The sequence below is a fragment of the Lacticaseibacillus pantheris DSM 15945 = JCM 12539 = NBRC 106106 genome (assembly GCF_001591865.1).
GTDB lineage: Bacteria > Bacillota > Bacilli > Lactobacillales > Lactobacillaceae > Lacticaseibacillus > Lacticaseibacillus pantheris.
Window position 1 is genome coordinate 1 of sequence record NZ_BCVS01000080.1, and the last position, 11,695, is coordinate 11,695.

The following is an 11,695-nucleotide window of genomic DNA, read 5'->3' on the forward strand; positions in this document are numbered from 1 at the left end:
TCTTGGAGACAAAGTGGGTTTCTTTGTCTCCAAGATTCGCGGGAGGACGGAACGTCCGGAGCGTGCGGGTGTAGCAATAACGGCGCAGGGCACGTAAGCCGCAACCCCAAACTCCGCCCGCGTGTTCTAACCGCACAGCCTTCTCCCTAGCAGTGGATTTCCATGGAAAGCCACAGCTCGCCGGTCCGCCCTACGTTGCCGTTCACCCGCTACTGGTATTTTGCGTGAGGAATCGGTATGATGATGGTAGTGAATGAAAGCGGGGAATCAACATGGCAAAACGCTTGTTTGAATACCAGAACGGCGACGAAATGAAGTTGCCAGTACTAGTGAAGTCGGCCGATGTGCGCGTGGCCAAGAACGGCAAAAAGTTTATCGCGTTCGTACTACAGGACACCTCCGGGCACCTACCAGCCAAGATGTGGGATGCCAGCGATGATGCTATCGCGCAATTTAAGGCGGGCGAGGTTGTCCAGTTGTCCGGCAAGCGCGAGCTATATCACGATAACCCACAAATTAAAATTTACGGTATTCGTCTAGCCACCCAGGAGGAGGGGAACAACCCCCAGAAATTCCTTGAACGCGCACCCGAAGCGCCGGCCACCATGCAGGACGAGATTAACGACTTCGTCTTTGAAATCGTTAATCCCAACTGGAACCGGATTGTCCGGCGCCTACTGACGGAGCATAAGGACGCCTTTTTTAGTTACCCCGCAGCGAAGTCCAACCACCATGCTAGCGGTGGCGGGTTGGCCTTCCACACGCTTAGCATTCTCCGCCTCGCTAAGAGCGTGGGCAACCAGTATCCCGGTATCAACATGCCTTTGCTCTATTCTGGTGCAATTTTGCACGATATGGGTAAGACCATCGAGCTCTCTGGGGCCATGTCCACGGAGTACACGGTGGCAGGGAACCTCATCGGCCACATTGTGCTGATTGACGAGGAAATTATCAAAGCCGCGCAGGAACTCAAAATTGATCCGCAACAGGAAGAAATGTTGATGCTGCGCCACGTGGTGCTGGCCCACCACGGTTTGTTGGAATACGGTTCGCCAGTCCGGCCGCAGATGGTGGAGGCGGATATCCTGCACCAGTTGGATGAGTTAGACGCGTCCATCAACATGATGACCACCGCCACCCAGCATGCGGATCCTGGTACCTTTACTCATCAATTGTTCGGTATGGACGGCCGCCGTTTTTACCGGCCAGAGTCGCTGCAACACTATTCCGGGACCGGTAATAGTAGCGATAAAGCATAATTACAGTCAGATAGACTTTGTTTGTAGGCTCGACCCATTGTGGTCGGGCCTTTTTGGTGGAGCAAACGGAGTGGGGGCAACGACAATCAAAAAGGGCACCAACCCCATTACGGAGTTGGTGCCCTCACGTTCGGCCAGACGGCTAAACGTGATTAGTATTTTAGTTACCCGTGGTGGTAGCGGCGCTGTTACTACTGCTACTACTGTCTAGGTAAGTCGACAATACGTTCTTCAGGTCGTTATCCTTGATGGTAACGTTGGCCTTCTTGAGAACCTTAGCAATCACCTTGTTCATAGTGGTGGAGTCGGATTCCCAGGTCTTGTACAGTTGATCCTTCAGCGCGGTCTGAACCTTCTTGCTGGAGAAGTCACCCTTGCCAGGGTTGTTAATCATACGAATAATGGAGTAACCGTATTCGGTCTTAACGGGCGTCGTGGTGAAGTCGCCGTTCTTGGACAACTTGAACGCTGCGTCCTTGAACGTTGAGTCCAGGCTGGTATCCGTGTTGTCAAAGGCGGGCAACTTACCACCGTTGCTCTTAGTGCCAGTGTCAATCGAGTTCTTCTTAGCCAAAGCCGAGAAGTTAGCGGTAGTGTTCTTTTCGCCCTGGAAGTCCTTGACAATCTGCTCAGCAGCATCCTGCTTCTTGACCAGAATGTGCTGCACGGTGACCTTTGGTTCGTACTTTTTGTACTGTGCCTTCAATTGCTTAGTTGTTGGCTTCTTCAGGTCTTTGAGCGCAGCCTCGGAAAGCAGGGAAGTCTTAATTTGTTCCTTGAAGCTAGACTCAGTGTAACCGTTGCTACTGAGGGTAGCAGCAAAGCTGGAACCATACTGCTTCTTGACGGTGTTGTACTGCTTGTCAACTTTCTTGTCGGAAACCTTCTTGCCGTATTGCTGCTCCAGGGCCTTACTAACAATCATCTGCTGTAGCACTTGCTGCCCAGCAGAACTCTTTTTCATCTTGGAGTAGTATTCACTCTGGGTGATCTTCTCACCCTTCATGCTAGCAACGGTTGAGCTACCACAGCCGGCCAGTAGCAAGGCCATGGCGGCAGTCGTTACGCCCACGATCCATTTCTTCATCATGACACATCCTATATCTTTTTATTGTGGCGAATCATACGCCCAGTATGAGCACCCGGTGACTAATATAACATACTGCTGGGCCTGCTGACACCAATTAGCTTCAATTAGTCGCTTCTGGGTAGTGATGAGTACGACAAACCGGCCCCGTCACAAAGCGTGGCGGGGCCGGTTAATGATTCGTTAAACTTATTGTCGGTTGACGATTTTTAGTTGCTTGATGAAGTAGAAGTGGTCGAAGTGGAAGACGACGAGCTACTCAAGTAGGTGGAAAGTACGTCCTTCAAGTCGCTGTCCTTAATGGTAACGTTGGCCTTCTTCAACACCTTCGCAATGACTTTGTTCATCACGGTGGTGTTGCTTTCCCAACTCGTGTAGAGCTGGCTGGTTAAGGTCTTCTGAACCGCCTTGCTGGAGAACTTACCCTTGCCCGGGTTGTTAATCATCCGGATTACCACGTAACCGTAACTAGTCTTGACCGGGGTGGTGGTGTAAGAGCCGTTCTTAGTCAACTTAAAGGCTGCGGTCTTGTATGAAGAGTCCAGGCTGGTGTCGGTATTATCAAAGGCGCTCAGCTTACCTTGGTTGCTCTTGGTGCTGGAGTCCGTGGAGTACTTTTTGGCTAACTTACCGAAGTTAGCCGTGGTGTTGTCCTCGGAAGCAAATTCTTTGATAATCTCTTCGGCTTTGGCCTTCTTCTTCACCAGAACCATCTGCGTGGTGACCTTAGGCTCGTACTTCTTGTACTGGGCCTTCAGTTGGGCAGTGGTTGGCTTCTTCAGGTCCTTCAGCGCTACGGCGGACAGGAGGGAGATCTTAATCTGTTCCTTATAGCTTGATGCCGTGTAGCCGTACGTGCTCAAAGTAGATGACCAGCTAGATCCGTACTGACTCTTAACGGTCTTGTACTGGTTGTTGACCTTGCTGTCCGAAACCTTGCTACCGTACTGCTTTTCTAGGGCCTTTTCGATAATCATCTGTTGCAGAACCTGCTTACCGGATGAGGTGGTCTTCATCTTTGAGTAGTACTCGCTCTGGGTGATTTTTTCGCCCTTCATACTGGCAACGGTTGAACTACCACAGCCGGCCAACACCAGCACCATGGCTGCGGTTGCCGCGCCGAGGATCCATTTCTTCATCATGACACATCCTAATCTGTCTATATTTGTGCGGAACAATCCTCCGCGTCAACAAAGGGTAGTTGAACGCGAGGAGTCATCTCGCACCGTCATGAGTGGTAATATAGCACAGTATTTTGCGATAAAACGAGAAATGGCGTGGGTTTCACACAAGTTTCAAACCCCACGCCAAATATTCACAATATTCACAAAAATTATTCGTTTTCTGGTAACGCGTCCGTAATAGTTTCAAGGCTGGCCGTCAATTTTGCAATGCGGGGCTCAGTCTGGAACTTGAATCTGGTAATAGCATCGTTAATGCCCGCTTCGGCCTCAGGAACCGTGTCCTGAATGGCCTGCTGTAGGGCACTGGTGCGTTGCTGCACGCTGCTCATGGCGCGTGTTAGGTGGGTAGCGTCGCGCTCGAGGTTGTCTGCTGCTCGGTCCGCTGCAGCTACTTCTGCCGCGCTGGGTCGGTGGGTGATGGCCCAAGTGGCTGCGATGGCCGCTCCCGTAATAAAGCCGCCGATAAATGATTTCATGTTTAGTCCTCCAACTGTTGGCGAATTGATGCCGCGATGGCTTCCAACTTTGCACCATCGTATTGGTCAGTGTGGTCACCAAAGTGAATACTGAAGTCGTCGTTTGCACCGTAGCGGGGAATGAAGTGAATGTGGCTGTGGAAGACGCTTTGGTACGCAACCGCACCGTTGTTGTTGATTATGTTCATCCCCTGGATCTTGGGGTTGCTGGCCTTGATGGCGCGGGCCAGTGCTGGTACGCGGCTAAACACGCGTTCGGCTAAATCGGCGTCGTAAGCAAAGATGTCCTGGATGTGTTGCTTCGGCACAAGTAACGTGTGACCAGGCGTGGCTTGCGAAATATCAAGGAAGGCCTTAACTTCGTCGTCCTCGTAAACCGTCACGCTGGGAATATCCCCAGCAATAATTTTACAAAAAATGCAGTCGTCCATAATTGGGTAAATCTCCCTTCGTAGTTTGGTTCAAAATACTGTTTTCAATAGGTTTGGTTGTAATTATGCTATCATATATCAGATAGGAATTCGAATGTAAACGGGGGTAGTACCATGAGTCTCGAAGTGACAAAGCTGAACGGTGGTTATGGGCAGGTGCCGGTTCTCCACGACGTGAGCTTCAACGTCCCGGACGGTCAGGTGATTGGTCTGATTGGTTTGAATGGTGCGGGTAAGTCCACCACCATTAAGCATATTATCGGGCTGTTGCAGCCACAATCCGGTTCCGTAACGGTTAACGGTTATACCTTGGCTACCGATGCCAGCGCCTACAGGGGGAGCATCGCGTACGTGCCTGAGACGCCGGTACTGTATCCGGAACTAACTTTGCGTGAGCACCTAGAGCTCGCCATGATGGCTTATGGGTTGGACCAAGACGAATCTTGGCGGCGGCTTGACCGTCTGCTCAAAATGTTCCGGTTAGATAATAAGCTAGATTGGTTCCCGGACAACTTTTCCAAGGGGATGAAACAAAAGGTCATGATCGCCAGTGCGTTCATGACGGACGCTAGCTTGTTCATTATCGATGAGCCGTTCACCGGGCTGGATCCCGTGGCGGTGCACGACCTCATTACCCTGGTTAACGAACAGAAGGCTCGCGGTGCCTCGGTGCTCATGTCGACCCACGTGTTAGCCACGGCGCAGGAGTACGCTGACGGTTTTGTGCTGTTAAGGGACGGCCGGGTGCGTGCGGAGGGCACTTTGGACGCGTTACGGTCAGAGTTTGATCTGGCTGGGGCTAGCCTAGATGATATCTATATGGCCATGACGCGGGAGGTGTAGCCATGCGGCAATTATGGCAAAGGCGATTACGCCGTCACCTGACGCAGCAGGGCCGGTACCTCCGGCTGGTCTTTAACGACCAGTTCACGATTGTCCTGTTCGTGATTTTGGGAGCAGCTTTATATGGCTACGCGCAGTTTGTCCGGGGAATGAGTGCGACCGTTTCTGGTTGGCTGCCGTGGATTGTGGTGGTGTTAGTGGCTCTATCCGTGCGTGTGGGACAGGTTGCCACCATGTTCACCGACGCCGACGCGACCTTCTTGTTGCCCCGTGCGGCGGGGATGGGCGACTACCTGCTGGCCGCCATGCGGTACAGTCTCGTTTTACCGGTGGTCGCGACCGTGCTTCTATGCGTTGCGGCGTGGCCCGTGTTGAGTGTTAGCTGGCACGTCGGGACTGCCTCAATTGTCTGTCTCGCCGTGACGGGAGCGCTGGTACAATACGGTGATTTAATGCTGCAGACCAACGCGCTGTTATTGGATCAGCCGGCGCAGTTGCCGCACCGTGTGTCGCTGGTACTGCTCATGGGGTTAAGCGTCTATGCAACGCAGTTTCCGGTCTACTGGTTCCCCGTAGTGGCTGCGGCCGTGATGGACGTGGTCTTGCGGGTTTGGTTGCAGCAACGGCTCCAAAATGGTCAGGTCAACTTTTTGTTGGCCGCACAAAACGAGAACGCGCGCATGCAAAGGGTTTACCGCGTTTACAGCATGTTTACGGACGTGCCTGGATTGCGTGCAACCATCAAACGGCGCCGCTGGTTGGACGGATTCTTACGGCGTGGCGCGCGCAAGCAGGCGCGGACCTGGGACTACCTGTACCTGCGCGGCTTTATTCGACGGCCAGAATATGGTAACCTATTTATTCGGTTAACGGTGTTGGCGGTTGTGCTCATGTGCTTAAGTACGGTAGCGTGGACCAGTATGGCAATTGGTCTCGTCGCCATGTATTTAACGGCCATCCAGATTGTGCCGCTGACAACTCAGTACCGTGAAGTGGTTTTTGCTCATCTGTACCCGTTGCCGGCTACGGCGCGGATAGCGGCTTTGCAACGTTTGTTGTTATGTCTTTTGCTGATACAAACGCTGGTCTTTACGGTTACGGGATGGTTAACGGTGGGCTCTATGGCGGCGGGCCTGAGCCTATTGGCAGGAGTGCTACTGGCTGCCCTAGTGGTTGGCTGGTACGTTCCGCGTTATTCGCATCAGCACCTACAGTGGTAAATCAACGTAATGAGAATATGGAGGCAGTATGCGACTGCGTAACAAGAAATGGGCTAAGCCATTAATTGATGCCCACCCAGACATGATTTCAATCCATCCCAACGGGCAGCAAGGCACGTGGCAGCAACACTTCGCCGCCACCCAGCCGCTGTTCTTAGAGGTGGGCTCGGGTAAGGGTCAGTTTATCGTCAATATGGCCCAGAAGTATCCCGAACGGAACTTCATTGCCCTCGAGATTCAGGAGGTGGCCGTGGCGTACATTTTGCGGAAGCAAGTGGAACTCCAGTTGCCCAATTTGCACCTCATTCTGGGTGACGGCGCGGACCTAACCGAATACTTTGCGGGCGCTGAGGTGGACGGGGTGTACCTCAACTTCTCCGACCCGTGGCCCAAGAAGCGTAACGCAAAGCGGCGGTTGACGTATAAACACTTCCTTGAACAGTACCGGCGGATTATGGTTCCAAACGGTGAACTCCAGTTCAAGACGGATAATCAGGGCCTTTTTGAGTACTCACTGGTGAGCATGAATAACTTCGGCATGCATTTTGACCTGGTGAGTTTGGACCTGCATAATGACGGTGTAGCAAATGCCGATAACGTCGAAACTGAGTACGAGCAACGTTTTAGCGCCGATGGTGGCCGTATTTACAAATTAATTGCGCGTTATGATGATGAAAACACAATCAAAGATTAAGGGGCTTGATAATGTTAATTGCTAGTTATAATCCCGACGCAATGGGCGACACGTTAATTGTAGTGTTAGCACAGGACCAGCCGGGCGAAACGCACCAGCAGTTTGGTGATATCGTGGCGATCAGTGACGCCCAGGGCAAAGTAGTGGGGTACAACTTCTTCAACGTCAGCCAAATTCTGGGGGCGTTGAGTGATCGGGGCCAGGTATTCCTCACCGATACCCAGGTCGACAAACTGAATGCGGCCATTACGGCGGCTGGTGCTCCCGGTCAATTGGTGGCTGATCACGATCCAAAGTTGGTGATTGGGGTCGTGAATGAGCTGGCTGCACACCCGGATTCTGACCACTTGCACGTCGGTCAGATTGACGTTGGGTGGCCGGAAACGGTGCAAATTGTTTGTGGAGCTCCGAATGTTGCTGCTGGTCAGCACGTGGTGGTGGCTCTACCTGGTGCAATGATGCCTACCGGCCAAATTATTTGGCCCGGTGCCCTACGCGGTGTCGATAGTTACGGTATGATTTGCGCGGCCCGGGAGTTAGGTGTTCCGGGTGCGCCAGACCGTCATGGCATCCTAGTGATGCCCGATGATTTAGCGGCAGGCACACCCTTTGACATGGATGTGGCCATTAAGGTTGTTGCCGCTCAAGCGTAGATTGTTATCAATGTCTCCGTGTTCGTTAATGCGGGGGCATTTTTATATGGTCCGGTGCGGCGCTTGTCGTGTTATTATGACAATGGTAAAGATTTATGCAAGGATGCTCGCCGTATGTAAAAATATGGCTACAAAGATTGCACCATGTCAATCACTCCTGTATTATGAAAACTATAATAAACAATCATAATGGGAGCGAAGAATGCAGACAGCAATTGAATCTGTTATTGAACAGTTTGGTTACCTCGGTATTTGCTTGCTAATTTTGTTAGAGAACGTGTTTCCACCGATCCCCTCGGAAATCGTGCTGACCTTTGGCGGGTTTGTGACCCACCATACCAGTCTGGACGTACCCGGGGTCATCGTGGCGGCGACCATTGGCTCGGTTTTGGGGGCCATTGTATTGTACTGGGTGGGGCGTATACTCAGTGCGGAGCGTATTGAACGGTTGGTAGCGGGACGGACCGGTAAGGTTTTACGCCTAACCGTGGCGGATGTGCGCAAAGTTGAACGCTGGTTCACACGCCACGGCAATAGCACGGTCTTCTGGGGACGGTTTGTACCCATTGTCCGTAGCCTAATCTCGATACCCGCCGGGACAACGGGGATGCCCTTTGTCCGGTTCGTGGTGTTGAGTGCGGTGGGAACGAGTATTTGGAACGTAGTGTTAGTAATGCTGGGTCGCGCTGCGGGCTCGGCATGGCAACAGGTGGCTGCATACGTCGACACGTACGCGCTGATTGTGTTGGTGGTGGGCGTCGTTGCGGTGGTCATTTTTGTGGTGTGGTACTTCAAAAAACGCGTAGTAAAGGGTGTTGATCATGGCGAATAGTGCGAGTAAGGCACGAACCGCAGATTTTCAGTTAGTCGGTAACAGTGACAGTGCGCAGCGGATGGCTGCTAACACGGGCAATCAATTTGATTTCCTGGGTGTTCTGGTCGGGCAGCGCCGTCAGCAGTCGACAGATTTAGTGCATAGTTCTAAACAGTGGTCGATTGTGGAGATTTTTTCCGCGATGGGGGACCTATTCAGTCGTCCTGAGCGGGAGTATCAGTACGTCGCCATTGATATTGCTATCGCGAACGTGCGGCGTTTTGATATTGACGATATGCAGCATTTTTGCCAGTGGATCACCGTCAATGCTTGGCGTGACACCGGTGACAACTGGCGTCAATTCTTTAGCAAGTACCTAACCTTTCATCGAGAACAAAAGCCGATGGTGTTTGCCTTGTTCTTCAAAAACGAGAATATATGGTTACGACGGATTGCCATCTTACTGCAAATCAATGAGGACTTTAGTTTGGACACGGACATGTTGTCGGCGGCCATCCTGTATGATCGGAATACGGACGACAAGCAGATTCAGCTGGCTATTGGCCGGGCACTGCGGACGTATTCAAAGTACAATCCTGTGTGGGTCCGCAACTTTTTACGCCAGCACGGCCTGAGTATGGTTGCTGCCAAAGAGGCCCGAAGATATTTATTGTCATACGACTTTGAGTAAAAATAATCAGCACAGCAACGGGGTCGACGAGTAGCGTCAACAAGATAAGACGAGCCAGCAGCTTCTTGAATTCAGGAAGCTGCTGGCTCGTCTTGTTTTATCAGTATTTAGGCGTGCAAACTATTGTACTCGGGCAGTAAAGCTCAGCGTTGAGGGGTAGTCACTGCCCGTGTAAATACGCTGGTGAGCGACGACCGATTCGGAGCCGCCCAGGCCCGCGCGTGTGTTGGGATTCGGAAAAATTAGGTTTCTGGCGGCACTGGTAATATCAAGACGCACCTGGTGGCCCGCCGGAAACTGGTAGGAAGTCTGCAGTGACGACAGCGTGTATTCCGTCACGGCGCCGGGAGTCAGCCACTTTGGCTGGTCGAGGCCATCCCGGAATTTGGCGTTCATCAGTGCGTCGGTAACGTTACGGGCGCTGCCGTCGGGACCAACATCAGTGATACGAATAGCCCAGTCGGTATCCTCCGCGCTAGAACTGGCAAAGAAGTGAAGGCTGAACCGGCCGTTAACGGTCAGGGGGCTGGCCAAAGGTGCGCTGGTAAAGCTCACCACGTCGGGTCGTTGTTCCCACTGGGCGTAATTCGTGGGAAATTCAAACTCGTTACCGGACACGTCAACGAGCTGGGGAGCGGCGTCAGCGGGATCGTAATCGAACCCGACACTGGCTTCACCCGCGGTCGAGTTATTGCTGAATCCACGGTCGGATGCGTCTAATTGCCAGTCAACCCGCGGTCCGGCGGGTGGGAAGGTATCCGCTGTGGACCACTCGTTGGCGTTCATGGTGAAGTATTCTGCTACCGGTTCCCGGTCGATACCGTTATCAATATCCAATAGGAAGTGGTCAAACCACTGGGTGTGCAACAGGTCAACGTCATGGCGGATGGCGTTTGCTGGCAGGGCCAGGTCGTCCAGGTCGTATTGGGCGTTACCACCGTGGAGCCAGGGCCCAAGCAAAATGTGTCGCCGGCCGGGGGCGTAGTTGCGGGTGGCATCCAGCGCCTCAATGGTCCCCATGGCGTCGTCATCGAACCAGCCGCTTTGAATAAAGGCAGGGACGGTGATCTGATCCTGCCGGGCGTGCCAGTCCGTGTTGGCCATAAAGTCATCGTAATAGGTATGCTCCAAGTATGCCGAGTACCCGGCGATGGGGTGCCCGAGACCGTGTTGCGGAATATCAACGATGGGGCGAACCTTAAATAGCTGGTCCCAGTCGTCACGGTGCATCAACTCCGGTTGGAAGTGCTGCCCGGAAACCGCAAAGAACCAGGCCAGCTGGCCCATGGAGGGCGCCCCGCCATGAGCAAAGGTGTCGGTCATCGCACTACCCGCGGTCACCATGCTCACAATTGCCTGTAAGTGGGGATTGCCGGACGCGGCCGCCGCCCACTGGGTGTAGCCGCCGTACGAGCCGCCAATCATGCCCACACGCCCGTTACTCCACGGTTGCTGGGCGATCCAGTCGAGGGTATCGTCCGCGTCGTCCCGCTCGTACTGGAAGGGAATCCAGTCACCTTCGGAATCCTCCCGACCGCGAACGTCCTGAATAATTACGGCGTAACCCCGGTGTGCAAAACGTTGGTAATCGGGGATGAACAAGTTCCGGCCGTAGGGAGTCCGCTCCATAATCGCGGCAATTGGTTGTTCCTGATTGTCCGGCAGTAATATTTCGGTTGCTAGACGGGTGCCGTCATGCATGGGCACCATTGCCGTGAAGCGGCGGCCAAGTTGCCCTGCCGGCCGCACCATTCCGGCTTCGTCCCACATCTGGACGATGGTGTACGCAGTTAGTTCTGGTTGCACCAGTACACTGGTGACGGCCCGCTGCGTTTGCTGGTAACCAGCGACGTGGCCGTTGTCATCAACGATAATATCCAGCGCCGGACGCGCGTGGCGGTTCATCCAGTAATGTGCGTCACGTTGGGCGTACGTGGCCCCCCAGCCGGTGGTAAACGCACGACCGGACTGAATTTGTGGCCGGTATTCCTCAAAGTCGGTGAGGTGGGCGAGTGCGGTGCGGGGGTCAAAGTGCATCACGGCCCCCAACTCTGTTGCCAGGGCGTCAGTTAGTGGTTCGTTGGTAACTGGTTGGTGGTCGTACCGTGTCACGATGGTGTCATCATCTCCGGTCGTAAAATCGTACAGGCGCATGCCGGCCTGGTAAAAAGCGTATGTAGAAGTCAAAAAGCGTACCCCCTAATTAAATGTGTAGATTGGCATTAATATAATAAAGTGCTGAGATGCTTCTCATTATTATGTTATCATACACCCGCAAACCTCACTTTGCATCACTAACGGGTTCCATGGGCTCACTGCTAGTGGCTGGTCGTACTGGCGCGG

General features: G+C 53.1%; 12 protein-coding genes. 7 read left to right on the forward strand and 5 right to left on the reverse strand.

All coding sequences use genetic code 11. The features are described from left to right. Positions 1–272 precede the first annotated feature (272 nt). Complete coding sequence (locus LPA02S_RS08505; RefSeq protein ID WP_056956995.1) at positions 273–1,259, forward strand: 3'-5' exoribonuclease YhaM family protein; 987 nt, start codon at positions 273–275, stop codon at positions 1,257–1,259. 160 nt (positions 1,260–1,419) lie between these two features. Here LPA02S_RS08505 and LPA02S_RS08510 read toward each other — a convergent pair whose 3' ends face one another. From LPA02S_RS08510 to LPA02S_RS08525, 4 genes are all read right to left on the reverse strand, one after another. Next, a complete protein-coding gene (locus tag LPA02S_RS08510; RefSeq protein ID WP_054648911.1) occupies positions 1,420–2,346 on the reverse strand; it encodes a peptidylprolyl isomerase in 927 nt (308 codons plus the stop codon). Positions 2,347–2,555: 209 nt separating this feature from the next. Continuing rightward, positions 2,556–3,485 carry a peptidylprolyl isomerase gene (locus tag LPA02S_RS08515; RefSeq protein ID WP_156471008.1) on the reverse strand — a complete coding sequence of 310 codons (930 nt, stop codon included), beginning with the start codon at positions 3,483–3,485 and terminating at the stop codon, positions 2,556–2,558. A gap of 194 nt (positions 3,486–3,679) precedes the next feature. Then, the gene (locus LPA02S_RS08520) at positions 3,680–4,006 is read right to left on the reverse strand and encodes a hypothetical protein (RefSeq protein WP_054648913.1); all 327 of its coding nucleotides are present in this window, start codon (positions 4,004–4,006) and stop codon (positions 3,680–3,682) included. A gap of 2 nt (positions 4,007–4,008) precedes the next feature. Further along, positions 4,009–4,437 carry an HIT family protein gene (locus tag LPA02S_RS08525; protein WP_056956993.1) on the reverse strand — a complete coding sequence of 143 codons (429 nt, stop codon included), beginning with the start codon at positions 4,435–4,437 and terminating at the stop codon, positions 4,009–4,011. 114 nt (positions 4,438–4,551) lie between these two features. On the opposite strand from LPA02S_RS08525, the gene LPA02S_RS08530 reads away from it, so the two are divergent. From LPA02S_RS08530 to LPA02S_RS08555, 6 genes are all read left to right on the forward strand, one after another. Further along, on the forward strand, positions 4,552–5,280 hold the full coding sequence (locus LPA02S_RS08530) for an ABC transporter ATP-binding protein (RefSeq protein ID WP_054648917.1): 729 nt from the start codon (positions 4,552–4,554) through the stop codon (positions 5,278–5,280). Positions 5,281–5,282: 2 nt separating this feature from the next. Beyond that, positions 5,283–6,500 (forward strand): ABC transporter permease, encoded by a 1,218-nt coding sequence (locus LPA02S_RS08535; RefSeq protein WP_054648919.1) that lies wholly within the window; start codon positions 5,283–5,285, stop codon positions 6,498–6,500. A 28-nt stretch (positions 6,501–6,528) separates the two neighbouring features. After that, on the forward strand, positions 6,529–7,194 hold the full coding sequence (gene trmB, locus LPA02S_RS08540) for a tRNA (guanosine(46)-N7)-methyltransferase TrmB (RefSeq protein ID WP_054648921.1): 666 nt from the start codon (positions 6,529–6,531) through the stop codon (positions 7,192–7,194). A gap of 11 nt (positions 7,195–7,205) precedes the next feature. Continuing rightward, entirely contained in the window at positions 7,206–7,847 is a 642-nt protein-coding gene (gene ytpR / locus LPA02S_RS08545) for a YtpR family tRNA-binding protein (protein ID WP_054648923.1), read from the forward strand. A gap of 202 nt (positions 7,848–8,049) precedes the next feature. Next, the gene (locus LPA02S_RS08550; protein ID WP_054648925.1) at positions 8,050–8,679 is read left to right on the forward strand and encodes a DedA family protein; all 630 of its coding nucleotides are present in this window, start codon (positions 8,050–8,052) and stop codon (positions 8,677–8,679) included. After that, a complete protein-coding gene (locus tag LPA02S_RS08555; protein WP_082607940.1) occupies positions 8,669–9,352 on the forward strand; it encodes a DNA alkylation repair protein in 684 nt (227 codons plus the stop codon). The genes LPA02S_RS08550 and LPA02S_RS08555 overlap by 11 nt, the downstream gene beginning before the upstream one ends. A gap of 120 nt (positions 9,353–9,472) precedes the next feature. Here LPA02S_RS08555 and LPA02S_RS08560 read toward each other — a convergent pair whose 3' ends face one another. Next, a complete protein-coding gene (locus LPA02S_RS08560) occupies positions 9,473–11,539 on the reverse strand; it encodes a CocE/NonD family hydrolase (protein ID WP_054648931.1) in 2,067 nt (688 codons plus the stop codon). Between the last annotated feature and the right edge of the window lie 156 nt (positions 11,540–11,695).